This window comes from Fibrella forsythiae (assembly GCF_017353175.1).
GTDB lineage: Bacteria > Bacteroidota > Bacteroidia > Cytophagales > Spirosomataceae > Fibrella > Fibrella forsythiae.
On sequence record NZ_JAFMYW010000014.1, the window covers coordinates 19300 to 46110 of the forward strand.

Below are 26811 nucleotides of genomic sequence, written 5' to 3' on the forward strand. Positions count from 1 at the left end.
AAACGGCGTAGGCAATGTACAGGCTCCAGTTGATGGAGAAAGCAGGTTCAGCCGACAATTATCACCCAGCAAGAACGTAAAAGTTTAGATGAACTGGTGGCTCTTACTTCAGCTAACTCATTGGATGGGTACCCTAGATGGTGTACCGGCCGGGTACTTGGTAGCCGACAGTACGTTTTTTAATCAGTCCATTGGCCAGCAGACCATCGATCTTTCTAAGCCAGACGCCCTGCTGCTTGAGGTGGCTTTGTTTCAGGCTACCAACGAGGCCCGTCGTAAAGCTGGTTTACCCCTGTTTCAGTATGACCGGGCTTTAAGCCAGGCCGCCAGAAGTCATGCTCAGTCGATGATACAATACGACTTTTACGGCCACGAAAACCCGGTCTACCTATGGGATCGTACGCTGCTTAGCCGCGTTCGACGACAAACAACCCGGTTTGGCAGGATGGCCGAAAACATTGGCGAGTATCAGACAATAAACACCCCTAAGTGGTTTTCTGTCCGCTTCAGCAGTCGGCATCAACGTTATGAATATTTTAGTGAAGAGACCAGTGAGGTTTATTCGCCCTACGGCTACGCTAGTTACGCCCGCTATGCAGTAGAGCAGTGGCTAAAATCACCGCATCACCGGGCTAATTTATTAAACCCTTTATACACGCACTTAGGCTGCGCTGCCTCCTTATCAGCTCATCCCTTTCAATCACGCCGGATAGTGCCATTTGGCCGACTGGTACAGAACTTCGGGGCACTAAAGGAGCCCATCACCCTAAAATGAGTTGATTTTCCGCCAGCCACTATAAGGCGTATAGACGAAATCACTAAGGATTGTCCTGACTATAGACACGGCAAACTAGGGTGGTATCCCACCTTACAGCTGACCACGGCCAGTAGGCTTCACCAGACTAGTTCAGCGAGTCTGATCAGTCTATAATTTGTATACCTATTACGAATCCTCATTAACATTTACTAAATAATGTTAATGAGGATTTATGGTTTTTGATACTACTTATCTTTAGCTGCACTTAATATCAATTTGACATGAGCTACTTTTTTACCGGGGTTTTATGGCTGATAAGTTTAATGAGTCAGGCGCAAACTATGTCTATTGCCGGCAAAGTCGGCGGAATATATAGCAGCGCTACACACTTTAAGCTCTACAAATACAAAACTCTCTTCGCCAAAGAGTTAATAAAGTCAATTGAGCCAAGAGACAACCAGTTTTCGTTTACCATGGCAGCTACCGAATATGATTTATACATGCTGCAAAACTCGGTAGATAATCGGTTTATTGTTTTCGTTTGGGATGGCGACATCCAGATACACGTTGACAGCCTTGAATTTGACCAATCCGCAATCCGTGATTCTCCGTTGACTGAACAATATGATGATTTTTTGCAAAGAAGGAACGAGTTATTTTTGGCACCACTCTGGCGATTAGATTCCTTAAAACAGGAATGGAAAGTAGGCGCTCGTTACTCAACGGCTCAAGTAGATAGTCTTAACTATTCGTATAATCAGCTATTCGAAACCAATAAGAAAGAATTCAAAAAATATACGCAGGATTACGTAGCTAAAAATCCTGGATCGCCTATTAGTTTGTTCATCCTAACCTTTACTGATGATATGGCCACAGAAGAAGAAAATAAGCGTTTATTTGAAGGGCTATCTACCGATTTAAAGAAGCACAGTAGAGCCAGAATATATCTAGAAAAATAAACGTCTTTACTGCTCTGTAAGCAGGGAACATAGTCGATTTCTTTACCTGCTTTCAATCAGACGCTGAGTGAAACATACTTTGTGATGCATCAGTAGTGTTTACGGGTAAGCCCAGCCAATAGATAGTGCGGGCGCTTTCTGGTTAATGGCAAAAAATAATCGTAGATAAAAACAGCCTGTTCAGAATGCTCCATTGCGACTCATAGCTCATGAATAGCCCCAAAACCCCAGTCTAGTCGTATAGAATTTATACGATTAGACTGGGGTTTTGGGGCTATTCATGAGCTATGAGTCCAGACTTGCCAAGATGATCCTGTAAAGGGAGCCACGCTTTACCCTTTACTGAGCCACCTCCGTAGGAATGGCGTTCATGGTGTACCAGGCTTCGGTCGACCAGAGTTTATTGCCGCTGGCACTGGCTACCGTTTTTCTGTTTAGCCGAACGTAAACGACGTGTTTACTTTGCATGCCCGGCAGTTCAAGAAACACCTTTCTTCGATCGCCCGATACATGAACCGTTTTGATGGCCAGCCGTTGATCGTCCATTTTGGGCCCGCCGTAGTCGGCCGTGGGTTTGAACCACCACTGCCGAATGGTGTAGTCGGCCACTGACTGGCCACTGCCCGCCTGAAGCGGTTCCGTAAATTCGATCTCGATTCCCTTGGGCCGGGCCCGTACGGCGAGCATTTCAAAGGTAGAGGTCTTGTTGAAGGTCAGCTTTTGCAAACCATACCCCAACTTACCCGTTTGGCCCCAGTTGCCCGTCGATCCGACCCCGCCAATGTAGAGCGATCCATCCGGCCCCCAGGCCAGTCGATTCACGCCTGCTTCCAGACCTTGAGTAAAGCGGAAGACAACGCCCTGATACGCCCCATTCACTTTTTCGGCGAATACCCGCTTCAAACCGCCATGGGTCACATCGCCATGGATCATCTGATTCTGATACGGACCCACGTTCAGGGTGGCGGGCTGGCTGGGTGAATTACCGATCTCATCCTGGGTTAACCACACCACCGGCTGGGTTTCTTTGGCCTTGGCCGTACCCGCGAAATCGACCGAGCGGGAGCCGTACCAGGCACCAGGCTGCAAGTGAACGATCTTATTAGCCGGGAGCCAGTCGCCCTGATTATCAGCAATAAATATCTCGTTGTCTACGCCGAGCCCAATGCCATTAGGCGTTCGCAGACCAGAGGCAATGAGCGAGAAGGACCCATCGTTGCGGTTTATTTTCACGACTTTCCCCCGGTCTGGAATCTGGGGTTGGGTACTGGCTCCGCCCGGATTGATAGCCGTAGCCAGCGTACCATAAAAGTATCCGTCCTTATAGACCAGGCCAAAGGCGAATTCATGAAAATTAGCCGACACCTTCCAACCGTTGCAGATGGTCTGGTAGGTATCAATGAGCTCATCCTTGTTTGAATCCACCAGCTTGGTCAGCTCCTGTTTCTGCATGACGTAGATTTGGTCGTCTACTACTTTGAGGCCCAACGGCTCGGCTAAACCGTAGGCAATTCGTTTGACCTGGATCTGCTGGGGAGTGGCCGCTTTTCGGGCGTCGATCAGATACACTGAGCCCAGCGAATCCCAGGTGCTGACTACCATCCGGCCATCGGAGAGAAAGTCCATACCCCCGACGCGGGGTTTAAACTGATCCGGCCGGGCCTGGCTCAAGACAAAGCTGGGATGCACGGCTACCAGCGGAGACTGATCCCCGGGCACCTCGTCCTTCCGAACTTCAATGGCTCCCTGCTGGGTTGGTTTGATGTCCTTGCCTTTGAAGGTAAATACCGCGGGCGGAACCACTGTAAAGGCGTTGCTACCATGCGGCATCCACTGCAGGGAAACGCCTTTATCATATTCACCCTGGTAGTATTCCATCCGAAATGGGTGCTTGCCCGCTTTGAGAATAATCTCCCCGTCGGTGGGTTTCAAGCCATGATTAACCCCGTTATCGACCACCAGTTTATCATCGATAAACAACCGGCCCCCATCGTCGCAAACCAGGCGAAAAACAACATTGGTGATCTTTTTAATGGTCAACAGGCCACTGGCGTGCATGACAAAATTGGCCTTCAGGCTCCCAAAATCCTTGTTGTCCCAGTGCAGGGCGTTTAGCGAACCCGATTGAACCGGTGCCATCTCGTCATTGATTTCAGGAATGTTGGACAGGCCACTGCTGAACTGGTAGACATTGACAGCCATGCCAGGCAACTCCGTATTTATGGCTACAGTAGCCGGATCGATCGGCTTGAAGGTAACGGGATAGGTGGGCCTGGGCATTAGCTTGTCCGCCATCTGCTTCCTTTCTTTCTCAGCGTCCAGATCCAGGATATACGAAACCAGTGTAGCGGCATCTTCCCGCTTTAGATCAGGATGGGGAGTCATGGGAATTTGGCCCCAGTTCCCCGCCCCGCCTTTGATTATTTTGGTGATTAGGGCTTCCTTGCTTTTGGCCGTATTATCATAGCGCTCGGCAATGGCCATGTAGGCAGGACCGACGGTTTTTACGTCGCGGTTATGACAGGTATTGCAATCACTTTTGGCAAACAGATCGGTTACCAGCTGCTCCCGGTTTTTGTACTCAGTGGCCCTCTTTACCGCCGGTTTTGCCGTAAAACTGACCTTGAAGGTGGTTTTACCGTTGGCCTTTAGCTGCAGGTCTCCACTACTGGTTTTAAATGCCTTGTCTTCGATTTGTTCGGTGCCCTCCTGAAGTACCGCAAACTTGCCGTCGGTTTGGTAATCGCTTACCGCTCCCAGCGAATTCAGGTGCATGGCCAGGCTAATGGCAACCCCAGCGGGCACGTTCTTCGTGACGAATACGCGCTCAAAACCAGCTCGATTCCCTCCGGGATCAAAAAAATCAGGCGTTTCTTCGATCTGGATTTTCTTGCCCTGATAAGCCAGCTCATAGGTTAAGCTCAACCGGTTTTGCAGGACGGAATGGCCTTTATAGGTAATGGCTGGCGTACTGACTTTCCCATTCTCGACGATACGCCATGGATTGGCATCCGGTTCTTCCATATAGGGAATTCCGGCCGAAACGGGCTGCGGTCCATGGGCAGACGTATAGACAGGACCGCCAAATTTGACGCTTCCCAGCCAGGCCTTGTAAAGCGAAGCGGTTTGCGTGTTATAAGCTAGCCAGAGTTTGTCGTGCAGGGCAACACTCAGCATGCGAGGGCGGCCATCCAGTACAGATCGTAGTACCCAGGCTTCCCGGGGCCGATCTACGGCCGTAGTCGGGTTTTTGCCTGACAACTGGGAGGGATTGATAAACGCTATATCTACTACCGCACCTACCAAGGCGATGAGAAGCAGCGGTATTCGTTTGACGTGATTCATTTTAATCTAAAAAGTAAACTGAACGAGTTTATTAACGGCTAACAGGGCGGTCTTAGGCTACCCCTCTTTGGTTGCCACCCAGCAAAACGTCGCTTTTAAATCCATGTTTACAAAAACTTGTATCATTTATGGATTTAAAAGCGACGATTCCTGGCGGCTCTTTTAGCCGCTTAATCAGCAAAAAACTGAGATCAGTATCCCGGATTCTGCTTTAACTGCGTAGAGACATTAAGTACGTTTTGCCCAATGGGGAAAATAGCCGTGTGATTATCCGCGTCTGGCTGCTTATCCCACCAGGTACCTGTATTGAACACGCCCCAGCGAATTAGATCCGTGCGGCGGCGAGATTCTACCAAGAATTCACGGCCCCATTCATCCAGCATCTCCTGATCGGTTAACTGGCTACCATCAACCTTGTATAGACTGGGCGAACCCGCCGGGTAGTTTCTGGCCCGAACCGCGTTCAACAGCACGGCCGCCCCGGCCTTATCACCCGCCCGGTACTTACACTCGGCTAGTGAATAATAGACTTCAGCTAACCGGATCTCGGCGTAAGCAGACGAAATCTTATTGGGATCGCTGCTGGGGTAATAGGGGTATTTTACAGGTGTAAGCCCTGAATTCTGGTCGGCATGGTTCATGTTGGATTCCTTGTCGGCAATCTTGGTTCCGGGCTTGGCCGCCAAAAACATACCTACCTGATCACGGAAAAACAACGGGTAAGGTCCCTTGGTCGAGCGAACCGTGTCGACCTTACCGCTTGAGTTGACGTAGGGCAGATACCCCTGCAAGAACATGCCCTCCCGTTTGCTGTTACCCAGATTCTTGTAGGTTTTCAGGCGCACATCATCGGGGTATTTGCGAAACTTCAGATAGGGCTTACCTAGGGCAAAGCTATACTCGGTGCTATCGACATCTCGGCCTGGCTGAAGGGCATATTTAGGGTTAGCCGTGCCAAAATCTGTAAATCCGAAATAAAACGTAGCGTTGACCGGAAGCATCCAGAAGTACATGCCGCCATCATATTGCCAGTGGGTCAGGCCAAAGCTACCAGGAAAGCCAAAGACCGTTTCGGGCGAGGTTGGATTGGTATAATCAAAGGGAGCGTCCCAGCGGGTCTCCAGGGCATATTGTCCGTATTTACCCGCCAGTATATCGGAGCATACCGTAGCGCAATCGGTAAAATGATCCGTACCGGTATACACCTTCGCGTTTAGGTATAGCCGTACCAGTAGCGAGGCGGCTCCGCCCTGCGTCCAGCGTCCAACGGCGTTAGCGCCCAGGCTCTGCCGGGTAGGCAGCTGAGGCAACGCCTCCTTTAGCTCCTGTTCAATGTAGCTAAATGTCTCCTGGGGCGATACCTGAAGACCGCCCTGGCTTTCACCTTTTACTTTTTTTACCAGCACAATGTTGCGGTAAAAGTCCAGCAGTCGCAGGTTGAGCCAGGCGCGCAGTGTCCGGGCTTCGGCAATCATCCCCGTCAGTTCTGCCTGGGTCATGTTGAACCTGGCTGGATCTGCGATAGCCTGTAAATCCTCGATGGTGTTTGTTGCCAGCGTAACCCCACCATAAAGCGCATTCCAGGCGTCGCTGGTGTAACCGTCGTTTGGCGTCCAGGCGTGGTTATGAACGCGCTGGAACTGCCCGCCGTCAAACCAGTCACCCTGCCGGTTGGGTGTCATCAACTCGTCTGAGCTGTCTTCCTGAAGCATAAAGGTTGACCCGCCCTGAATAGTCCAGTAACTGTGTTCAAAGGGCCGCAAAAAGTCACGAATGACATCTTCCTTGGTCTGAAGGAAGTTGCTCGATACAATGCGGTCAGAGAGTACTTCGTCTAAATTGGTACAGCCTTCAGCCGTAAGGACTAGTGAGGCGACCAATGCACTGCGTATGGCGTTGAAAAAAGGAGATCGTTTCATGAGTTGACTAAATGAATTAGAAGGTGACCTGAAGGCCCAGCAACAGCTGAGTCGTTGAGGGGAAATAGTTCAACGAACTGTTGATACCCGGATATAGGCCATTTATCTGGACTAAATCAGGATCGCCCCCTGTGTATTTGGTGAAGGTTTTCAAATTCCGGGTTGTCGCGTAGATCCGCGCCGAGCGAAGGAATTTGCTTGTGATCGGCTGCGTGTAACTCAGGGTCACGTTATCTATTTTAACGAAACTACCTGACTCCAGAAAGTAATCGGACAGAGACGAGTACGTAGCGGTATTGGTCAGTTTGGAGTATTTACCTCCGTCATAGGCTGAGGCCAGGGTATTGATGTTCTGCTGAGTCGCGGGCGTTCCTAAATAAAAGGCGTAGGTGTTAAAAATTTGGTAGCCAAACGTACCGCGCAGAAAGATGGTTAAATCCCAATTCTTATACTTCAGGTTATTGGTCAAACCGCCCGAGAAGGTGGGCAACCCATTGCCGACAAATTGCTTATCGTCGTTAGTGGCTCTATTGGCCTGAATGACGTCCCCAGCCTTGTTGTAAACCAGTAAGGCACCACTCTCGTTGACTCCAGCCGATTTGAGCATGTAAAAACTACCAATGCGGGTATCTTCTTTCAGCCGCTGGGCGTTACCGGGGCTACCCGGGGCGGGCAGTCCCACCACGTCAATAAAGGTCTGGCCTTTATAGGCATCACTGGAGAAGGAAACGAACTTGTTGCTGTTAGTTGCCCCAGCAAAGGTTACGTTGTAGCTAAAGTCCTTTTTAGTAATCACATTGGCGTTCAGCTGAATTTCAAGGCCCGAGTTCTGCATAGTGCCCACATTGGCAAAGGTTGATCCCTGTACGTTTGGCGGATTAGGTACCGCATATGACCCCAGCAAATCTTTGTTTGTGCGGATGTAGTAGTTCAAACTACCCGACAACCGGCTGCTCTTGAATAGATCAAAGTCGATGCCTACGTTAAAATTGATGGCTTTTTCCCAGCGCAGATCGTAGTTCGTGTTCTGACTAGGCCCCCAGACCTGATACGAGGTATTGTTATAGAGATAATACCCGTAGCCACCATAGGTGTCCAGGGAGAGGTAGTTACCAAAGTCCTGGTTCCCCGTCACCCCATAATCGGCCCGGAGCTTCAGTTCATTCAGCCACGGAATACCCTGCGCAAATGACTCCTGGGTGATGCGCCAGCCAACTGAAGCCGCCGGGAAATTACCCCATTTGTTATCGTAGCCAAACTTAGACGAACCCTCCCGCCGCAAACTGGCCGATAGGTAATACTTCTGATCGTAATCGTAGTTGACGCGCCCAAAAAAAGCGGCCAGCTTGGAGTTATTCCGGTAAGAGCCTACGTTATTAATGCCCTGCTGCAAATTCCACAGTCCCGTTCCCAGGTTATTATAGGTCAGTACATCGGAGGGGAAGTTTTCGTTGGCCGCGCTGAAACCCGACGAGGTAAAATACTGGTACGAATAACCGGCCAGTAACTTGATGCCATGCTTCCGAACGTCCAGCGCATAGTTACCTGTCCACTCAAAGCTTTTCTGATCGTTTTCGTCCAGTGACTGAGACGCCGAGTTCCGTTTCGAGCCGTTAACGACGGTCGTTAACGTTGAGGGCGTAAAGTTCTCATTTCGGAAGGATGAAGTCACTTCCCCAAGGGTAACCAGTGTCGAGAGGTTATCGAGCAGATTCAGTTTGAATGACCCATTGATATCGAGATACTTTACTTCCTGCTGGGCCAACACACTCTTAGCCCTTTCTACCGGGTTGTTGGCGAAAAAACCAGACGTTATGTACGCATACCGCCCTGCATTGTCAAAAACGGGCTGAGTTGGATTGAGCGTAAGTGCGTAATTGAACCCGCTGTAATCGGCCTGGTTTGTCTTTGTGTAGCGGGGGGCGGCCGTAAAGGTGATGGCGTATAGGTTATTGGCGGACGTGTGGTTTATGTTCACCCGGCCACCATACTCCTGCTTGCCAGACCGCAGATCGATGCCGGTAGCATTACGGTAATCCACCGACGAGAAATAATTGGTCTGTCCATTGCCACCAGAGAACTGCAGGGTGTGTTTTTGCGAAAAAGCCGGGTCGCGACTCACCACCTTGGCCCAGTCGGTATTACCCCCTAGATCAACGCCGCGCTTGTTGGCTAGAAATTCATCTTTAGATAGTAACTTCAGCTTGTTGGTAACAAAATCAAAAGAGCTATACCCGTCGTAGAAAATGCGGGACTCCGATGATCCTTTCTTGGTGGTGATGACGATAACCCCATTACTACCCCGTGTACCGTAAATGGCAGACGCTGCGCCACCCTTGAGCACATCAATTGATTCTATCTCATTCTGATTGATGTTATCCAGGTTTCCCCCGGGTATACCATTGATGACAAACAGGGGTCCTAATCCAGCGCTTCTTGAAGAAACTCCACGGAGCTGAATACTGGGCGTAGAGTTTGGATCACCAGCGGCGGTATTGGTAATCGACAAACCAGCTACCTTTCCCTGGATAGCCATCAAAGGGCTATTACTGCCCACCCGAAGCAAATCGGATGAGGATAAATGCGTAACGGCGCTGGTAACCTCCCTGCGGTTTAGCGAACCGTAGCCTACCACAACCACCTCATTGAGGGATTTTACATCGGACTTAAGCTGTAAGGACAGGGTTGTTTGATTCGTAACTGCCAGTTCCTGAGTAACGTAGCCAATAAAGCTAAAAACCAGCGTTTGCGCTCCGTCGGGAATAACTAACCGGTACGTACCCGACGCATCGGTTACAGCACCCCGGGATGAGCCCTTGACAATTACACTAACTCCCGGCAATCCTTCTCCTTTTTCATCCGATACAATCCCAGTTATCGTGCGTTCAACCGGCGCTTCGAGGCCGTCTACCAACTGGATATTAACGGATGTTTCAACAGTACGGGCCAGAACGATTTGTTCACCAGAAATATTAAACGTTACGTTCAGCGGGATGAGTAGCTTTTCCAGCACCTCTTTTAAGGAACTGTTCTGAACGCGCATCGACACAAGCTGTTTAGAGCGAACAATTTGCGGGCTATAGGAGAACTTAACGTTGGCGGCCTTTTCAATGCTGCGCAAGGCATTCTTCATGGTCTGATCCTGAATGGTCAGGCTCATTCGCCGGTCGAGTAATTCCTGAGCTGAAACATCATTGGCCCAGGCGCTCCCCACCAAAAGCAGCGCTATCAGGAGTTGCAGACAAGTGAGTCTCATAAACGTTAGTAGGTAAAGATTTACGTTTTTCATCGTGTTAATTGGTTTGATCGGGGAAGAAAATCAGCAAGGACGATCACCAGCCGCTGGCCAGGTGAGGTGTCGCCAAGGGGCAATTCACTACTTGGGGTAAACATGTAACAATGAGCATTTTATAAGTAAGAGTACGCACTATTGATTCGTCTATTGGTACACAATGGTGAGGAATGGCTATGGTATCCGCTACTGGCGGCGGCCTAGGGCTGCTGACAACTACCTCCCTTGATGATGACCTGGCCATCAACGAGTTCATAGGTAGCGCCAATGGTCGCGCAGACAACGGTTAGTTTCTGCTCAAAGGATTCGTTGACCATCGAGGAGTTCAATTGGCAATTGGCCAGGGCTTCTTTGTCGTAGAGAATGTCTATCCCGTAGGCTTCTTTCAAATCCTGTAATACCTGAAGGATAGGCGTATCATTATAGACAAATGCAGGCGCTTTGCGCTGGCGAGTTGGGGTAGCAACCAGACTGGGACTATCCACCAGCATTTTATCAAACTGAGCCGTTTCGCGGTTGAAGACAACTTGCTGATTGGGCAGCAGCATAACCTCTGGGCCAATAGACAAGGACGTTGACTGGTTATGAGAGACCGATACCTGGCCAGATTGAACCCAAATCCGAACCTTATCTTCCCGCTCAAACGCCCGCACGGTGAACCTGGTCCCTACTACCCTGGTCATTATTTCATTGGCATGCACCAAAAAGGGTTTGGCCTTATTGCTGGTTACCTCAAAGGTCGCTTCGCCCGACAGGTACACGACTCGCTTTTGCTGGCCAAAATCAGCCGGATAGCTCAAGCGGCTCTTAGCTGCCAGCGAGACAATTGACCCGTCAGGCAGGTGAATGATCTGGACTTGCAATGTGGTGTTTATCTTTTCGGAGAACGTGTGTTTCAACGTTGCCAGCTGCCCCTCGTAGGTTGAGGGGCGGGGCGTAGTTTGTCGCCAGAGGCCAATGCCGATCCCTAATGCCAACAAAAGGGAAGCAGCGACAGCCCATTTTTTCCAGCCTAGCCGATGAAGGGGACGGACAGTTGCGGGTAGCCGAGCATTCGTTCCTTGAATCCGGAGCAAGAGTTGCTCAACAGCCTGCTCGGGTAAACGGGTTTTGGCATACGAATCAAGGCCCAGTTGAATGGCGGCAACCAAATCAATAGCCTGCTGATACTCCCGCAATCGCTGCGGGTGCTGGCTGATCCAGTCCGCCCAAAAACGAGACGACTGGCTCGTCGGCCTAAGTTGGTGACTGACGAAGGCGTTGTCCGTTAGGAAGTCGGCGGTTGAAAAGTTTTCGTAAGCGGGCTGCACTAGTCATTGAATTTGTCAGTAGATGACAGAATTCAAAAAACGTACTCACTAAAACCTAAAAAAAAATGGAAAAAATTAAAAAAGGGAGAACAATCCAGCCGCGAAGCTTCTCAACAGCCCGAAAAACCAGGTTTTTAGCTGACTGCTGGTTAACGGCCAATACTTCGCCGATTTGATTATAATCCATGTTTTCAACGAAGCGCAATTTCAGCGCCTCCTGCTGACGAGGAGGGAGCTGGGCAATGAGTTGTTGCAATCGCTGCTGACGGCTGCTAGCCGCTTCCAGCTCTTCCATTATTTCCAGATCATCGGGTTCCGCCCAAAGCGCCTCATAGTCCGCCTCGTCTAACGAGTGCGTAGGGCGCTCTTTACGCTCGAGCAGGTGCATTATTCGATTCTTGAGCGCTTTGAGCAAATAATGACGAATATTATCGGGGATTATTAGCCGGGCCCGTTTGGCCCATAGGTCCGTAAAAACATCGTGTACGCAGTCCAGCACAAATGCCTCCGAAGCAGCTACCAGGCTCATTCCGTAGCGATACATGGCCTGAATGTGCAACTTATAAAGCTGCGTATACGCCTTTTCGTCTCCTGACTGAAAGGCAGTCCAAAGTTGCTGTTGGTTCACCCTGTGGCTCTGTACAATAAAAGTTGCCTCTAGTAGTCTGTTGATTGAGTTTACTGCTAACTAACCTGTTTCCGCAGAAGTGATACCGGTTGGATTAGTCTGAGTTTTACTTCTGTAAGGACTAGAAGTAAAGGCTATATATAATTAAAGGCAATAAAAATAACACATTTCTAACATAGTTAACGGCTAAAGCGACCAATTAATCCCCAAAAGCAGCATTATATACTGCTTTGCAGGGCACCCGGTAGCTAAGCAATCTGCGGGATAGCTGGTTCGGATGTTAGTTTTGTATTCCGCTCCTTTTGAAGGAGCGTATCGTTGGCCGCATCGATCTTACCCATCAGCACGTTCTGGTGGACGGGCTGATGAAATCAAGGCCAGCCATAGATGTAGTCAGCTTACGCCAGCCGGTGGGTAGCCCTTTAAGGGGCAGCTAGACTTTGCCCCAGAGGGAATTCGCTGGTCAATCTGAGCTTAGGATACCCAGGTGAGGCGTAAACAGCCCATACCCATTTTGGCGCGTTATGGGCAGATGAAGTATCTGATCCGTCTGGGTAGGCTGCTGCTGACAGGCCGCCAGGAGACTGTAAGCAGCAGGCCTGCAAGGTATGTTGGTACGGGGTTCATAGGCTGGGAGTAGCCTTGCCTTGGTAAGCCGGCCGAGAAAATGATAGGTCACCCAGCCAGGCTAGTTACCTGGCCGGATCCATTAGTCTGAATGCCGTCATAGACGTCCAATGAACCCTGTAGCTTACGGGCAAATAGATCTCATTTGGAGCGCAAACCAGGATTGATCAATAGGGGCTTTTTGGCCACTACCCAGCTCTACCCCATGCAATAGGTAATTGATCTCAACGGTGGCGTAGCTTTCCGCAAACTGACGGCGGTACTTTTCTGTTAAGGGGTTGTAACTTCGCCTCCTGCCTGCGCCAATGACGACTAACCACCCTTCTATTTCCGAGACGCCCGATGCCTTCATTGTCAACGGGATCACCCTTCACAAGATGAAGCGGGGGCAGATGAATACCTACAACCCGGCTATTATCAAAGCCATTGGAGCCGATCTGTTCTTTCAGCTGGTAGCGCCTAAAGATCCCCTACCCATTCCTGATCTGGGCTTCTCTCAGGCCGAGTGGGACGATATGGAGCAGCAGCTTCGGGCTGACCAATGATTTTTGATACTAACCTGATTATCCGGCACGTACGGACTCAGACGCTGCTTCCCCTGCGGGTAGTCATCCCCGTGGTGGTGGTGGGCGAGCTGGAAGCCCTGGCCTTAAAAAATGACTGGGGTTATCAAAAAGTAAAATTCCTTCAGCATTTGATCGACTCGTGTCCCATCGCGGATTTGAACCGGGAGATAACGCGCATCTACGCGGAAGTCGATGCCTTCAGTCAGGGCAAATCAAAACAGACGCCCCTGCCACCCCGAATCACCGCCCGCAACATGGGCAAGAATGATCTCTGGATTGCGGCCATCGCGCTGTATCTAGATATGGAGCTTCATACGGCCGATAATGATTTTGACCATTTAGTGGCTGGCGGGCTAAAGCTAATAAAGCATTCTGCCTGATTACCAGTATACTGTTAAGGAGTAAGATAGCGGCCCTGGCGACCACGCCATTCACACTTTAGCGGTAGCTGCCCTGCCTTTCCAGGCTAAGCTCGCCCTTTTGGCTGCCAGCCGCTTTTAATCAGGCTAGGGCTCTTGATTTACCGATCCGCCTGGGGCCGAAGGAGCCAGCTTCTGTTTGGCCATCAACTTCTCATTATAATCGCCGTAGCCCTGCCACTTATGATCGATATCGCCCGTTTGCCAGCCCTGGGCAGCGGCCCAGGCCAGCAGTGTCTCTTTGGCCTTTCTGGCCCCCTCCCCCGCTTGCGAGCAAAGGATCAGTGAGCCCGGGGGCTGGGTAGCCAGAAACTCGGTGGCCCTGGTGGTCATGCCCGTTCCATTGAGAATTAAATAATTGAACGTACCTACCGGGGGCCGGTCCACGGTAAGAAAACTGCCAAAGTCGGGCATACCTTCAAAGCAGAGCCAGGCCGCCGTGGGACTGAGCCTAAAGGCGCTGATGTCTTTGGGGCCCAGGCTCAGCTTGCGCCAGGGGGTCCCCCCCAGCTGACTGCGCAGCTCAAAGCCTCCCGAGGCATTAGCTAGGCCAATTCCGTATAGGGGCTGCGTCTGGGGCGAGTGGCCAGGGGTAAAATACACATCCGTTAGATAAGGCCTCAGCGCTAGGGGGTCCAGCGACCGGCTACGTAGAAACGCCCCGCCCCGCTCATCGGCCATCGGCTGGTGCGACTGAAGCTGGTAGGCAGCGGGCGCTGGTTGGGGCAGTGGCCGCTGCTTGATGGTGGCGGGACGAATAAGCTGTCCCTGCACGCTCTCCAGAAAGGCCAGGGCCTGGGCTACGCCTGAGCAGGGTCCCAGTAGCAAAGCCAGGTCAATGATGTTGCCTCCCTGCCCAGTGCCGAAATCAAACCAGGCACGGCCGTCACGAGAGACGTGAAACGATGCATGGCTCTCACTGCCGTAGGGACGGCGGTACCAAGTATCCTTGGCCGTGCGCCGGGTAGGCTGGTGCCCAAGCCGGGTCAGCAGCTCATTGATATCCAGTGATTTAGCGTCAGAAACGGTCATAAGCAAAGGCAAGCAAAATACTAATCCACAATACTATTAGTAAAATGCTAATTATTTACTAAATAATGCAATTTTATAACTAAGCTTTTAGTTGTCGCGCCCCTTGACACTCTTTTTTCATTAGCATTTTCCACTGCGCTTTAGCAGTAATAAAGGTTCTTTTTTAACTAAAGGGTTTAACCTAATGGTTTGTGTGAGTATTCCACGGTAGGCTATTGTGAGTATTCCACGGTAGGCTATTGTGAGTATTCCACGGTGAATAAACACTTGATTATCAGGCTTATCCACATAAAAATGGGCTGTTACCGTGGAGTTATCACACTTTTGGCGTCAACAAACTGATTACCAGTTGCTTAGGTATTGGCGTGGGGCTATTAAAGAGCATCAGACCACGGGTGCCTTTTTCCTCGATTCGCGCATCGGTGTAGAGGGATTTGACGATCTGCCAGGTGCGCTTAAAGCTGGCTCGAAAATCAACCATTCGGCTGTATTCCGTACCGAACTGATCCTTAAGGGTTTGCCAGGCCAGAAACTGAGGCTTGCCGCGCGGAATGCGGTGCAGCCGGTGGGCCAGGAAACAGTACAGATCAAAGGCGGTGGAATTATTCGACAGGGCGGCAATGTGCGTCCTTGCCAGGGGCACGGCGTGCTCCACCAGGTTGTTGAAGTACTGCTCGGAGAGTTCGATCTGCTCGGGCCAGCGCTGCACCCGGCCCCCATCTTTGAACACTGTAAAACGGCTAACAATGGGCATATTGGAATTGTCCTGCCACTCCTCCCCGTCGAAGGTCAGCCGCATGATGCAGTTGGAGAGGCGGGCAATCTGCTCCCTGACCATGGCAATCTGGGTGCCCCCATCGGTCATATCCATTTCCTTGACGAACTGAGTCAGGTTATGGCTGGATACGTCGATGAGCCTGTTCTGCTTCTGAACGGCTACGGTATTGATATTGGCCAGAATGATTCTGGCCCTGGTGCCGTAAGGAAGGCCAATAAACTCGCTTTTGTGGGTCGTTTGGTTGGTGATGGGCAGGGGAATCATCGACATGGAAAACTTGCCACTGTCGGTCTCCCAGAGCGCTGATGGATCGGCCAGCTCCTTTTTGGGCAGGTATACCTGGCACATGGCCGCCGCCTGAAACAGCATCTCCCGGTCGTCGGGCTCCTCCTGGAAGGCCTCGTAGATAAGCTTCCCCCGCCGCTTGGCCACCTTGGAAAGATCTTGCTTTTTATCGGTCATGGGTCTGGAATTTAAGCATCAGCACTAGGGGATAACATTGGCCACCAGCCGATTGGCCTTACTTGGCAGCCGTCTCTCGCTCCAGCTTCTCAACGACTGCTTCCACGATCCAGTCCCTGAGGCTAATGCCCATCTTGGGACTACCCATCTTGCGGGGGCGTGAGGCCCGAAGGGCGTCGATCTGGCGAATCAGCCCCTCGGTTAGCCTAGTATTGACGTGGCGTATGGTCTCGGGATTTACGTCCTGCTTGGGCGCTGGTGAGCCGCCCTTGTTGATGATGGCTTCAATTTCGGCCTCCGAAGTTGGTTTACTGCGCTGGGGCGGCAGGGATAGCTTGTTCATGGGTAATGGCGTTAAAAAGTGTATCAATCTCGGCTACGGCCTTTAGATCGGGCTGCTCAACCTCAAATACCGTCAGGCCTTTAGCGCCCGAGACCGGGTAGGCTTTGCGGTTCTTGATGGCGTGGGGCAGAAAACCCAGTTCGGGCATAGCGGCCAGCGCTTCGGCAGCCTCCCGGTTCTCCTGGCTGGTAATGTCGGCGCAGTTTAGAAAGGTGTGCACCACCAGGGGCAGTGGCCGGGCGGCCTGGATCTCGGTGATCATCTCAATCAACTTGGTCAGTGTCCACACGTCGTGCGAGCGGGGCCGGATGGGGATCAGGGCTACGTCGGCCACAAACAGAGCGGCGCGCTGAGAGGTGGTATCCCGCCCGCCCGTATCAATCACCACGTGATCGTATTTGGGCTTCAGGGCTTCAACCTGCTTGCGGACATTGCCGCCATCAAGCTTGACCATCGTGTAGCCGATATCGTCTTTGGTCGCTTCTCGCCAGATGGTAAAGTCAGCGACCGTACCCTGATCATCGGCATCGACCAGTAAGACATCATGGCCCTGCCGCATTAGCCAGACCGTCAGGTTCTCAGCGATGGTACTACGCCCGCTCCCGCCCTTCTGGCCGCACATTGTGTAGATCATAAACAAGCATCGTTTTTGGTGCGTAAAGCTGCACACATCTATGCACAAAACCAAGCTACCAAATAAGCACTCATTTAAGATTGCATTTGTATGCTAGTTCTGGTACCAGAACTAGCATACAAATGCAATCTTAAATGAGTGCTTAAACAGACATATATTAATATGCTAGTTTATGCACCAAAATTAGCATACAATCGTATGCCTGAATTTGTATAATCTACCGGCTAATCGTCGTTTCTGGCGAAATAGCCCCATCTATACGCCGTAAGCTCATTAAAGGCCTAGCCGTAGCGGGGAAGTCCCCAACCGGGTGTTCATCAATGTAGTAATTCTGAAAGTATAGTGAATGGTGGATATTAGAAAGCTTCGGTCTTTGATGAGCCGGAGCTTTCTCTTTGTTGGCTACCCATGCTTCAGTAGCCACCTGGCCTAATGAATACGCCCCACCGTTAGCTGGTCTACTCAGCAGCCCCTAGCTACCCATGACCGTATCGATGATGTCAACAAACCGTTGATCTGTCAGGAAATAGTAGACGCCTTTCCCATCACGATTACCCACTACGATTCCTCGTCTACGCATGCCTGTTAAGTGATGCGAAACCAGCGACTGCTCGGCCTGCAGCTCAGCCATAATGTCGGTTACGCTCAGGCCCGGCGTCTGCTCCAGGAGTTTAATGATTTGCATCCTAAGGGGATGCGCGATGCCCTTGAGCACGTAGGCCGCCTGCTTAAGGGTCTTAGTAGCGATCTGTTGCATGTGGAAGAGCGTAAACAAACGTACCTACGCCAGGCGGCCTGCAATAGATTAGAAGTGGATAGGCAAAAGATCTTATCCTGCCTACTAAATAAGTCAGCCAAGGCTAGATTAAGGAAGTGACCAGGCTGGAGGCGTTCAGCCAGCGTACGCCGTTTTCACTCATTCAAACGCTTAATTTATCGTTATAACGTATTAAGAACGACCGTTATTAGAACGTTATAAACCCTGCTGAACGCTTTCTTTGATAAGTATGGCCGTCTCATTTCTTGCACTTTACCAAGAAGAGCGCTTGCTGTGCCCTCCGTGCCCTCCTTAGCAGCAGGTAGCGCGATGACCTGATGCGCGTTATAACCTAGATAAGACTCAGCAGCCAATGAAAACACCAAAGACCATCAGCTCCAGTGGCAATTTGGTACAGGCAAAGCGGAGGGGGAGGTAACCCAGGTAAAGACCAAAGACGTAACCAAGAAAGGGCAGGGGCACACCATTAAGCGCAAAGGCTCCATGGGGGAGCCCGCCCCGGTCATCAAGCAGGACAGCGGTAAGAAGGTCTCAAGTCAGCCAGTAGTAGCTCAGGGGCGCAACCAGGCCAGGCAGTCCACCTGGCTTCTAGAGCCCATCTCCCAGCAGGCGGGCATCAAGCCGAAACGGTTGGTTCTCCACAATCCTGACCTGCTCGCTAAAGCCCGGGTAAAGCGTATGCAGCAGAAAATTACGCGACCGGCTAACAATGGCCGATGGCACGGATACCGTCAGCGTGTCGGGCTGTTTAAGCCAGTCGACCAGCGGCCCGGGCAGCGGATCATCAGACTCGGGCCACCGCGGGGAAAGATCGGCCAAGGCGATGGTCCGGTGATCCTGAGGTATCTCCAGCACCAGCAGATGGAAGCTGGGAATGAAACTCGGATTCAGATGGGCCACCACTTCCAGCAGGGCCAGCTCCGGGGTAGCCGAGGTGTAGAGGATAGGTATGCCCTTGGGGTTCCAGCGGCCACCAGCGCGCCGGGCTCCTTCAGCTGACAGCGGATCGGCCAGGTAGGTGCTTTTGTAGAGTCGATAAACCAGCATCGGACCAGAAAGAACTTAGGAGTAAACCCCGTATTCAATCCGGGTCAGCACATCATCGACCAGGCCAAAGCCACTGATGGTGGCCAGCAAGGCCAGGGGCGGCTGCTTACCCAGCTCCCGCAGGGGATAGCGCAGCCAATCGGCCAGGGCGTCGCTTCGGCCGTCGAAGACCAGCAACCCGTGGGCCGTTAGGTTCTCCAGCAGCAGCAGCCGCTCGGAGGCCTGCTGGTCCAGCTGTCCCTCACTGCGGAAACGATGCAGCGTCCGTTCGGCCAGCTGAAGCAGGGCGGCCATCTCTTTGAAGGAGACCTGCAAGAGTTTGGTCAGCTGGTCGACCTGCTGGGTAGTGACCCCCTGCCGGGCCTGTTCAATGATAGCCAGGCCAGACACCTGCCGGGGCTGATAAGTTACCACCTCGAGGGTAGAGGGGGGACCAGGCCTTCTGGTCGTTCGTGCGCTTGCGGTAGCCATATGGGGCACAAAGATAACTGCATTTAGACAGTAAGTCAACTGCCAAAAAGCAGTCCACTGGCCAGCCCCTGATGCCAGGGTCTCCAGGCAGGTGATCTTACCAGGCTGCGCTGATTCGACTTGCCCGTCAGGGAGCTCCACCAGGGGGTCACCAGGGCGGAATTGTAGTCACCCTGATTCGGGCTCCGGGTGACATAGATCGTCCAGGGGGAAAGCCATCCCTTAGGCCATCAGCGACCGGGTCAAACAGGGTGGAGCGCCCTCTCCAGCGCCGGTTTCCCTCGTTTTTGAGCCGGTCACTACTCAAGCAGTTAGGCAACGGTCAAGCCGCGATGTAACCAGTCTGTCATATATCACCGGGAAATGGCATTACAATTGTAATGAAGGGGTAGTGCGTGGCGGGGTCCTGTCTGGGATTTGGGTACAAGTGATCGAATAATTTTGAGTCATCTACCTGTAAATGAGCAAGATGACCGTTTTTTGCGGTGAGAAAATGGGAAGATCCACCGCTGACCTTGGGTAAGCAAAAAATTCTGGTTGATCCCGGGCGGGCAAAACAGGCCTGATCCAGGGACCAAGAGCCCTGGTTGGGCCCGTTTTCCGCTCTCACCCTGGCCAGGCTACAACGGTTCATCCCACCAACATTGTAGTAACCTCGTCTCGGCCCACGGGTGACATAGACGACCTAGGGTCTAAGTCGCTACGCAGGCCATCAACAAGCTGGCGGGGCAGGCTGGGGAATCCGTTCTAGCGCCCGTTTGCCCCCTTTGCCAACCGGTCACTACTGGATGAGTGAGGCAACGGTTAGCCCCCGATGTAACCACCCGATCATATATCACCGGGAAATGCAAGTACAATTGTAATGGCTCGGTAGTGCGTGGCGGGGTCCTGTCTGGGATTTGGCACTAAGTGAGCGAAGAATTTGGGCTTAGTTGGCTTATAATGAGCGAGTTGGCCGTTTTTTTGGGGAGAAAAGTCGGAAGATCCACTGCTGACCTGGCTTTTGTGGGAAATACACTGGCTCACCAGGTCGTCAAACCGGCGGTAAAACAGGCTGAAAACGCCTTGTTTAGCCCGCTTTTTGGCCCTTCACTGTCAGCGGGAAGGGCAGGTCTAGGCGAGCAACAACCAGCCAATTGTAGTAACCGCGTTTCGGCCAAGGGGTGACATCAAAGGGTGTTGACAGGCCTGGCGATAGCTGATTTTACAGCGGTACTACCAACGTCGTACGTTTGTAAAACTAGGGCCTGTTCACCTAATCGTTTAAATTTGTCACTGGCGTTGTATCTTGTTGGCTCAACGACTGCAAGCATTACGGTTAATTAAAGACCAGTCTAAAACTACCTGTATGTATAAAATTCGTCTCGCCAACATAGCGCGTTATTTGGCAGTGCCCTTTGCCATCATCGCTTTGTGGAGTTGGCTTCAACCCGCTTATTTTCCCTCTTGGGTTTTTGGAAGTGCACTCTTTTTGTCTTTTTGCTTACCCGCCCCCAACCTGTTTATTAGAAAAATGAACGATAAGACCCAGTGAGTAGTCTAGCATAACATCACTTATACAACTTGTCAACCGGGTGCTGACAATAGTATAGTTGTTCCGTTACAAATTTAATCTCGCCAACCGTCTGGTTTGAAGGGCGTCCGGCTATCGGTTGGTGAGCAAACTGCCGTGTAAGGGGGCTTGTCGGCTCTGGTCGTAATAATATAGATAGCTGGAGCGGCTGGAAAAGATGGTTCCGGAGTAGGCTCCCGGTCGTTCAGTGCCATGAACAGGCCCGGAGGGATTCCCTGGCTGTCCTTTCGGTCTAACCAGTAGCGATTCGTCGATACGGCCGAAGCCGTGAAAAACCCAACCACGCTTTCCTGCGGATCGGCTACGTTCTTTATGTTGCCGACAACAACACTAGGCGGCGAATCCGCCACCCCGCCATTGGTTTGCGTCTGGTCCTGAAATTGTTTATAAAATCGGTAGGCAGTGGGCGTTAGGCCCGATTGCCTTATCTCAACCAAACAGGGGGCACGCTGATAAAACGGAATTTGAGCTACTCTGCGGGCTGAGATCAGTCCCCCATTGCTATAGGTGTCCGCAAAGACGTTCAGCTCATGACTGTGCAGGATTGCCCAGCACTGGGTTCGGCATTTATAATCATAAACGAAGAACGGTAAAGAGGGCTGCATGGAGGAAGGCCGCGGATAGAAGCAGTCTTCAAATAAGGAATCGCCCGTTTGATAGTACTCAAGGCCGTTGCCCGAGATCAACGTCAGTACCTTATTGATTGAATATTGCCCCTGTACGCAAGTTCGACACCACTCCTGTTGTTCCCAGAGTTTCCAGTCCCAGCGGTAAAAATTAGCCTGACTACGCGGATCCTGCGTATCGATGTAGACCTCATGAGCGGCGGCATAGAAATTATTGATCCGCTGATTTTGAGGCAAACTTGTCGGATTGAATTGAGCTCTCACCCTGGCAATAGGCGGTACCGATGGCATAGTTTGCTGAGTAGACACGTAGCGAGCGCCGCCAGCTAAGGTAACCCGAAGTTGATAGGCATGCCCAATCTCACCGGCAAAGTCACTCGGCAGGTGATAGTGCCCGTCCAGGGTTTCGTGAGCCAAAACCACCTTCGCCGAATCGACTATTACTTCTACGACGGCTTTGGTGATAGGCACTGACCCTGGTAACCCAGTCAACGGATCAGCGGTAGAGCGGTTCAGTAGAATAACGTGCGGCTCGACTAAGTTGGTAATGGTGCCATCAATGACCACCACGTTCAGGGTACCCCGAAGTAGAAGATCAGCCGGGTCAACGCAGTTGGCAAGACCCAAGCAACACACCAGGCAACTCATTAGGACAAGCAAGAAATGCCGCATAACGCTGTCAGATTATTTAAACTCGAAATTGTAAGTCAAGCTGGGAATAGGAGCGCCAAAGATGCTTAGTTGGTAGGGATTAGTCGCCTGTCCTTCGGTGCGGTAGAAGATCGAATAGACGTTTTTACGGCCGTACAGGTTGTAGACGGTAAAGGTCCAGTGGCCCTGCCAGCGCCGGTTCTTCATGCTGGGGTTGTAGATATTCCAGGCGAAATCCAGCCGGTGGTAGTCGGGTAACCGGTATTGATTGCGTTCGTTATAGTAGGGATAGGTTCTATCCTGGTAGCGAATGAAGCCTTCCGGTGCCGTGTAGGGCCGACCCGAGCTATAGGAAAAAGTAAATGAGAAACTGTGCGTTCGTCCCTGGTTGATGGTCAGGCTCATGTTTAAACTGTGGGGGCGGTCGTAATTGGCCCGGTACCAGTCCCCCCGGTTTATTTGCTGCTGGGGATCAACGCCCCCGGCCACCTGATTTAGCGTGCGGGAGAAGGTGTAGTTGATCCAGCCCGTCAATTCACCCTTCTTTTTGGCCACCATGACTTCCAGACCATAGGCTTTACTCCTCCCCGGTAGCAGCTGGGCTTCAGGATAGGCCTGTAAGAGAAAATCGGCACCCGGTTTATAGTCCAGAATATGCTGCGTACTGCGCCAGTACGCCTCGGCAGACAGCTCAAAAATAGTGCTTTTTGAGTTTCGGAAATAGCCCACCGAAAACAGCTGGCTTACCTGGGGTTGAATATGAGTATCCGCCGTTTTCCAGCGTGAGGTAGGCAAGGGGGTCGTGGTATTAGTGATCACCTGCAAATACTGCCGCATCAGGTTATAGCCCAGCTTGAGAGATGCATTGGGTGTTAAGGCGTAGCGTATACCAAGCCGGGGTTCTAGACCGCCGTATTGGTTGGTTACCTGCCCGGACCGGTAAACGGTTGAATCCACCATCGTAGTGGCGTCGGCCACCTCGCCGCTGCGGTACCGCCGCACGACCGATGGCCCCAGGTTTAAAAAATGGGTGTAACGAAGGCCCGCCGAGACGGCCAGTTTGTTGGATAAACTGATTTCGTCCTCGGCGTGAATGCCTAGCTCCAGCGCCTGCTCGGCAGGCGTCTTCTGGTAGGTAACGGCCGGACTGTTGCCCGGGACCAGTTCGCCCGGATTCAGCCGGTACTGGATTCCGCTGACGCCCAGCTCGATCTTTTGGTTATCGAGCTGGTAGTTCAGGTTCGATTTGATCTGCCGTTGCAAGAGGGACTGCTTGAGCACCACCTGATTGCCGGTACTGTCTTCGGTCGATAAGATAAGGGGCGTGTAACGGGCCACTAAGGCAGTCGTTTGCACATTAAGCCGGGCATTGATAGCGTGAAACCAACGAACCAGCCCATTGGCCGTTTGCTGGGCATACTGGGTATTGACCGCGTTGACATTGGCCAGGCTTCCCAGTAGATTGGTCTGAAACAAGTCCTGACTGTAGTAGCCCGTCGCCGTCACTGTATTCTTTTGGTTGACCCGCCAGAAAAGCTTGGCGGTTCCGTCGCCGAATTTGGCCCGGATGTCATCAAACCGGGGTGAGACGGCCCGCAACAGAAAGTCGTTGAAGGCCCCCCTGACCGACACCAACAGCGCCAGCTTCTGCTTCACCAGGGGCATCTCCAGGGTGAGCCGGTTGGCCACCAGGCTCACTCCACCCAATAACCGGAATTGATTCAGGTCCGGATTGCGCAGGGTGATCTCCAGCACCGAAGCCGCCCGGCCACCGTACCGAGCTGGTACGTTTCCTTTGTATAAATCCAGGCTTCCCACCGCATCGGCGGGGAAGACCGAGAACAAACCGAACATGTGCGTAGGATTAAAGATGGGTGTATCGTCCAACAGAATAAGGTTCTGATCGGTAGTGCCTCCCCGGATATTGACCCCATTGGCCGCTTCGCCCACACTGGTGACGCCCGGCAGCAGTTGCAGACTCCGCAGAATGTCTACCTCGCCCAGGGCGGCTGGCATCTTCTTGAGCGTTGCGATATTGAGCTGACTCACCCCAAGCAGCGGCTGGCTAGTATGGCGGTCATATCCTTTACTGGTCACCACGACCTCTTCCATCTGGCTGGATAGTGAAGGAAGATCGATCGTTAAGTGGCGGTTTTCCTGAAGCTGCAACGTGGTACGGAACGGCACGTAGCCTAGGCTTCGAACGACGACAACATGCTGGCCCAGGCGGAGAGAGATGGAAAAGTGTCCTTGGCTGTCGGTGTACGTGCCGGTCGTGAACTTTTCGTAATCCAGCACCACGGCCGCTCGGACGAGGGGTAGTCTGCTGGCGGAATCCCGAACGATCCCCGAGAGTGTATAGGCCGTTTGAGCCAGCAGGGGACTGCTCCACCAAACGAACAGCAAGCTAATCAGTAGACGTTGAGGCATCGATGGGCGCAGACTTGACCAGGATAAGGCACCTATTTACACAAATTATCCTTTAAATAAGAATATATTTCGTAAAAGCGAGGGGCAATCTGAACCCCTAAGGACCGGGTCCGCCAGAAGGGTAATCATAACCAGACTGCGTCTCACGCAGTTGGCGAAGCGGGACGCTCGCTGAAGCGACCAAATTGTCAGGGCGCTAAGCAGCGCCGCACACAGCCGTCCCGCCCGTTAGATCGCCTGGCTACCGGTCCAAAAAAGAGGACCGCCCCAACGGAGCGGTCCTCTACCACATTACACGCAACTTGGCAACAAACGCTTACTGTAGACTCAGGCAATAGCTAATGAATCAGTAGAGATATCTGTCGTCCCGCTGCTCTCACTCCGGTGGCGGGTGTAGTGGCGGATCGCCGCGCTCAACGGATAAGTATCCTCATCTACGCCCCAGCGGGCCAGGGCCAGCTCAGTGGCTTGCTTCAGGCTTTTGCTGAACTCGATCCGCAACTCGATCTCCTCGCGCAAACGCTGACGAAACGAATTGGTCACAAAGGTGTTGAAGGCCACCGCCCGCGCCGGGGTAATCCCTTCAATGCACCCCGTGCGCATCTGCCACTCGGGGATCTGGATAGCCAGGCTTTCGGTAAGCGCCTCATCGGCCATCGCCTGCCCATCGGCGGCCCGGCGCTCGCGCTGAAGCAGGGCAAACAGATAGGCCGAATAGGGATTGAAGGGCTTGCGCTGCTCGCGAGAGACAAACAGAGCTTCACCCTTTGTAGAAGCCAGGATGATGCGTTTGACCAGGGGGGTGACGGGAAGCGACAGACTGCGGCAAGAAGCAGAGGAGGACATAGAAACCAAAAGCGGGGCTGATTCAAGACTAGGATAAAACTAAGATCGCTTCAGGGGGGCTGACAGGTCACCACTCTCACGCTGTGATAGTTCTGACCTGAAAAGCGCCCTGGGGAAGATCGGCTTAGTCCAGATCGTAGGGCTCATCGGGGTAGTCCTCCTCGTCGTCCTCCTCAATGGAGCGGTGGCGATCCTGGTAGGTGGCCCGGATGGATTGGCAGCCCTCCAGGATGGCCTGCATGGCGGGGGTTAATTGACTGACACTTGGCCCGGCGGCGATCAGCAGCTGACCCGTGGCGGGCTCAAAGCTGGTAGTAACAAACTCATCATACCCGTGCTGGCGGCAGAGCGCTGAGAGGGCCTGGGTAAAAGCGGGGGTTGGGGATACTGAAGGCATAAAAAAAGAGGCGAGTTAGCTGGAAGACGGGCAGCAGCGAGATTGACTGACACCGCTCTACGAATCTAAATCACCGCTTTCGTTACATCACAATAACTTTAGGCGCGTTACATCACGGTTCACTACACACCTGTCTGTCAACTACTTGACGCGCACGGCTCAGCTCGGCGGGTAGGCGCTTGAGATAGTGCCGGGAGAGCCACACCGGGGGGTGATTGCGCAGTTCCAGTCCCTGCTGGGTAACGGCCTGCACGTGCTGGGGATTGATGGCTGCTGACCGCGTAATGCGGGCCATAAAGGGGAACCGCTGGCACATCACCCCCAGCGTGTAGGCATACAGCAAGGGATGAACCTGACCCCGCACGTAGATGCGGGTGTAGTTGTCATCGGCCTCAAAACGCACGATCTGGCTGATGGGCAAAGGTCTGCCCAGCCCGCGCAGGTGCAGGCCGGGCAGGGGAGTAGGCGAAGGCGTAACGATGCTCATTCAAGAAGAGACAATGACTGGCGAAGCCAGCAGCCCAGCACGGGAAAGCCAGGCGGTGGATAAGCCTAGCCGGGTGTTCTTGTGCCAATGGCAAATGGATGTATCTTTGTTCTTCTAAGAGTGACTTTTGCCCGGCCAGCGTGTGGTGACGCAGCCGGGCTTTTTTTGCGCGCTACACCCAGCTGGCTACTTCTCCCGTGTAACGGTAGAGGGCGTCCATCTCCCCCACCAGCCGATCCCCGTCGCGCTTATCGTAGAACTGCACCTTGCGAAAGCGCCCGCCCTCCTGGGCCCTGACCCGCCGCTGGAAGTAGCCAAACATCTTACTGCGCTTGTGGGGGCTATCCCAGGGAAAAATCACAAACGTAGCCTTACTGCCATCAAGGCGAATCAAAAGCGCCTTGATAAAGGCATCGGTGTAAACCTGGGGGGGT

The 26811-nt window shown here is 52.4% G+C and carries 22 protein-coding genes and 1 pseudogene; 5 read left to right on the forward strand and 18 right to left on the reverse strand.

Annotation, left to right across the window (positions count from 1 at the left end):
• The first annotated feature begins 124 nt into the window (after positions 1-124).
• Positions 125-775 carry a CAP domain-containing protein gene (locus J2I46_RS30020; protein ID WP_207332802.1) on the forward strand — a complete coding sequence of 217 codons (651 nt, stop codon included), beginning with the start codon at positions 125-127 and terminating at the stop codon, positions 773-775.
• Positions 776-1038: 263 nt separating this feature from the next.
• Complete coding sequence (locus J2I46_RS30025; protein ID WP_207332803.1) at positions 1039-1716, forward strand: DUF4369 domain-containing protein; 678 nt, start codon at positions 1039-1041, stop codon at positions 1714-1716.
• 339 nt (positions 1717-2055) lie between these two features.
• Here J2I46_RS30025 and J2I46_RS30030 read toward each other — a convergent pair whose 3' ends face one another.
• From J2I46_RS30030 to J2I46_RS30050, 5 genes are all read right to left on the reverse strand, one after another.
• Positions 2056-5061 (reverse strand): PA14 domain-containing protein, encoded by a 3006-nt coding sequence (locus J2I46_RS30030; RefSeq protein WP_207332804.1) that lies wholly within the window; start codon positions 5059-5061, stop codon positions 2056-2058.
• A gap of 191 nt (positions 5062-5252) precedes the next feature.
• Positions 5253-6980: a RagB/SusD family nutrient uptake outer membrane protein gene (locus J2I46_RS30035; RefSeq protein ID WP_207332805.1), complete on the reverse strand. Its 1728-nt coding sequence runs from the start codon at positions 6978-6980 to the stop codon at positions 5253-5255.
• Between the two features lie 16 nt (positions 6981-6996).
• The gene (locus tag J2I46_RS30040; RefSeq protein WP_229380029.1) at positions 6997-10236 is read right to left on the reverse strand and encodes a SusC/RagA family TonB-linked outer membrane protein; all 3240 of its coding nucleotides are present in this window, start codon (positions 10234-10236) and stop codon (positions 6997-6999) included.
• A 236-nt stretch (positions 10237-10472) separates the two neighbouring features.
• Positions 10473-11582 (reverse strand): FecR family protein, encoded by a 1110-nt coding sequence (locus J2I46_RS33400; protein ID WP_207332807.1) that lies wholly within the window; start codon positions 11580-11582, stop codon positions 10473-10475.
• A gap of 55 nt (positions 11583-11637) precedes the next feature.
• Positions 11638-12141 (reverse strand): RNA polymerase sigma factor, encoded by a 504-nt coding sequence (locus J2I46_RS30050; RefSeq protein WP_229380030.1) that lies wholly within the window; start codon positions 12139-12141, stop codon positions 11638-11640.
• Positions 12142-13142: 1001 nt separating this feature from the next.
• On the opposite strand from J2I46_RS30050, the gene J2I46_RS30055 reads away from it, so the two are divergent.
• The gene (locus J2I46_RS30055) at positions 13143-13382 is read left to right on the forward strand and encodes a hypothetical protein (RefSeq protein WP_207332809.1); all 240 of its coding nucleotides are present in this window, start codon (positions 13143-13145) and stop codon (positions 13380-13382) included.
• Positions 13379-13783 carry a PIN domain-containing protein gene (locus J2I46_RS30060; RefSeq protein ID WP_207332810.1) on the forward strand — a complete coding sequence of 135 codons (405 nt, stop codon included), beginning with the start codon at positions 13379-13381 and terminating at the stop codon, positions 13781-13783. Before J2I46_RS30055 ends, J2I46_RS30060 begins: the two co-directional genes overlap by 4 nt.
• Before the next feature lie 126 nt (positions 13784-13909).
• Here the strand turns inward: J2I46_RS30060 and J2I46_RS30065 are convergent, their stop codons facing one another.
• The 5 genes from J2I46_RS30065 to J2I46_RS30085 all read right to left on the reverse strand — a co-directional run bounded on the left by J2I46_RS30065 (position 13910) and on the right by J2I46_RS30085 (position 17828).
• Positions 13910-14854, reverse strand: a complete 945-nt coding sequence (locus J2I46_RS30065; protein WP_207332811.1) for a DUF8464 domain-containing protein — start codon at positions 14852-14854, stop codon at positions 13910-13912.
• A gap of 316 nt (positions 14855-15170) precedes the next feature.
• Positions 15171-16094 (reverse strand): replication protein RepA, encoded by a 924-nt coding sequence (locus tag J2I46_RS30070; protein ID WP_207332812.1) that lies wholly within the window; start codon positions 16092-16094, stop codon positions 15171-15173.
• Between the two features lie 58 nt (positions 16095-16152).
• Positions 16153-16437 (reverse strand): hypothetical protein, encoded by a 285-nt coding sequence (locus J2I46_RS30075; RefSeq protein ID WP_207332813.1) that lies wholly within the window; start codon positions 16435-16437, stop codon positions 16153-16155.
• Positions 16403-17071, reverse strand: coding sequence for an AAA family ATPase (locus tag J2I46_RS30080; RefSeq protein ID WP_207332814.1), 669 nt, complete (start codon positions 17069-17071; stop codon positions 16403-16405). The genes J2I46_RS30075 and J2I46_RS30080 overlap by 35 nt, the downstream gene beginning before the upstream one ends.
• Positions 17072-17543: 472 nt before the next feature.
• Positions 17544-17828, reverse strand: coding sequence for an ArsR/SmtB family transcription factor (locus J2I46_RS30085; RefSeq protein WP_207332815.1), 285 nt, complete (start codon positions 17826-17828; stop codon positions 17544-17546).
• Positions 17829-18239: 411 nt separating this feature from the next.
• On the opposite strand from J2I46_RS30085, the pseudogene J2I46_RS33230 reads away from it, so the two are divergent.
• Positions 18240-18371 (forward strand): annotated as a pseudogene (locus J2I46_RS33230) (HVA1 family protein); the annotation flags it as partial.
• A 66-nt stretch (positions 18372-18437) separates the two neighbouring features.
• On the opposite strand, the gene J2I46_RS30095 reads toward J2I46_RS33230, so the two are convergent.
• From J2I46_RS30095 to J2I46_RS30130, 8 genes are all read right to left on the reverse strand, one after another.
• A complete protein-coding gene (locus J2I46_RS30095; protein WP_207332816.1) occupies positions 18438-18896 on the reverse strand; it encodes an RES family NAD+ phosphorylase in 459 nt (152 codons plus the stop codon).
• Positions 18897-18911: 15 nt separating this feature from the next.
• Positions 18912-19367 (reverse strand): Xre family toxin-antitoxin system antitoxin, encoded by a 456-nt coding sequence (locus J2I46_RS30100; protein WP_207332817.1) that lies wholly within the window; start codon positions 19365-19367, stop codon positions 18912-18914.
• A 1608-nt stretch (positions 19368-20975) separates the two neighbouring features.
• The gene (locus J2I46_RS30105) at positions 20976-22202 is read right to left on the reverse strand and encodes a DUF4249 domain-containing protein (protein ID WP_310589129.1); all 1227 of its coding nucleotides are present in this window, start codon (positions 22200-22202) and stop codon (positions 20976-20978) included.
• A gap of 48 nt (positions 22203-22250) precedes the next feature.
• A complete protein-coding gene (locus tag J2I46_RS30110; RefSeq protein ID WP_207332819.1) occupies positions 22251-24647 on the reverse strand; it encodes a TonB-dependent receptor in 2397 nt (798 codons plus the stop codon).
• Between the two features lie 327 nt (positions 24648-24974).
• Positions 24975-25493 carry a hypothetical protein gene (locus J2I46_RS30115; RefSeq protein ID WP_207332820.1) on the reverse strand — a complete coding sequence of 173 codons (519 nt, stop codon included), beginning with the start codon at positions 25491-25493 and terminating at the stop codon, positions 24975-24977.
• A 124-nt stretch (positions 25494-25617) separates the two neighbouring features.
• The gene (locus tag J2I46_RS30120) at positions 25618-25890 is read right to left on the reverse strand and encodes a hypothetical protein (RefSeq protein WP_207332821.1); all 273 of its coding nucleotides are present in this window, start codon (positions 25888-25890) and stop codon (positions 25618-25620) included.
• Between the two features lie 112 nt (positions 25891-26002).
• Positions 26003-26377, reverse strand: a complete 375-nt coding sequence (locus tag J2I46_RS30125; protein WP_207332822.1) for a LytTR family DNA-binding domain-containing protein — start codon at positions 26375-26377, stop codon at positions 26003-26005.
• 172 nt (positions 26378-26549) lie between these two features.
• Positions 26550-26811, reverse strand: a 262-nt coding sequence (locus tag J2I46_RS30130) for a hypothetical protein (protein WP_207332823.1), incomplete at its 5' end; no start/stop codon positions are given.

Bases quoted from the DNA above. Each gene is read 5' to 3' on its own strand.
- J2I46_RS30100 (WP_207332817.1), bottom strand. From the start codon at position 19,367: ATGGCTACCGCAAGCGCACGAACGACCAGAAGGCCTGGTCCCCCCTCT.
- J2I46_RS30110 (WP_207332819.1), bottom strand. From the start codon at position 24,647: ATGCCTCAACGTCTACTGATTAGCTTGCTGTTCGTTTGGTGGAGCAGT.
- J2I46_RS30025 (WP_207332803.1), top strand. From the start codon at position 1,039: ATGAGCTACTTTTTTACCGGGGTTTTATGGCTGATAAGTTTAATGAGT.
- J2I46_RS30080 (WP_207332814.1), bottom strand. From the start codon at position 17,071: ATGATCTACACAATGTGCGGCCAGAAGGGCGGGAGCGGGCGTAGTACC.
- J2I46_RS30065 (WP_207332811.1), bottom strand. From the start codon at position 14,854: ATGACCGTTTCTGACGCTAAATCACTGGATATCAATGAGCTGCTGACC.
- J2I46_RS30095 (WP_207332816.1), bottom strand. From the start codon at position 18,896: ATGCTGGTTTATCGACTCTACAAAAGCACCTACCTGGCCGATCCGCTG.
- J2I46_RS30125 (WP_207332822.1), bottom strand. From the start codon at position 26,377: ATGAGCATCGTTACGCCTTCGCCTACTCCCCTGCCCGGCCTGCACCTG.
- J2I46_RS30040 (WP_229380029.1), bottom strand. From the start codon at position 10,236: ATGAGACTCACTTGTCTGCAACTCCTGATAGCGCTGCTTTTGGTGGGG.
- J2I46_RS30055 (WP_207332809.1), top strand. From the start codon at position 13,143: ATGACGACTAACCACCCTTCTATTTCCGAGACGCCCGATGCCTTCATT.
- J2I46_RS30035 (WP_207332805.1), bottom strand. From the start codon at position 6,980: ATGAAACGATCTCCTTTTTTCAACGCCATACGCAGTGCATTGGTCGCC.
- J2I46_RS30075 (WP_207332813.1), bottom strand. From the start codon at position 16,437: ATGAACAAGCTATCCCTGCCGCCCCAGCGCAGTAAACCAACTTCGGAG.
- J2I46_RS30115 (WP_207332820.1), bottom strand. From the start codon at position 25,493: ATGTCCTCCTCTGCTTCTTGCCGCAGTCTGTCGCTTCCCGTCACCCCC.
- J2I46_RS30060 (WP_207332810.1), top strand. From the start codon at position 13,379: ATGATTTTTGATACTAACCTGATTATCCGGCACGTACGGACTCAGACG.
- J2I46_RS30085 (WP_207332815.1), bottom strand. From the start codon at position 17,828: ATGCAACAGATCGCTACTAAGACCCTTAAGCAGGCGGCCTACGTGCTC.
- J2I46_RS30030 (WP_207332804.1), bottom strand. From the start codon at position 5,061: ATGAATCACGTCAAACGAATACCGCTGCTTCTCATCGCCTTGGTAGGT.
- J2I46_RS30020 (WP_207332802.1), top strand. From the start codon at position 125: ATGGGTACCCTAGATGGTGTACCGGCCGGGTACTTGGTAGCCGACAGT.
- J2I46_RS30120 (WP_207332821.1), bottom strand. From the start codon at position 25,890: ATGCCTTCAGTATCCCCAACCCCCGCTTTTACCCAGGCCCTCTCAGCG.
- J2I46_RS30070 (WP_207332812.1), bottom strand. From the start codon at position 16,094: ATGACCGATAAAAAGCAAGATCTTTCCAAGGTGGCCAAGCGGCGGGGG.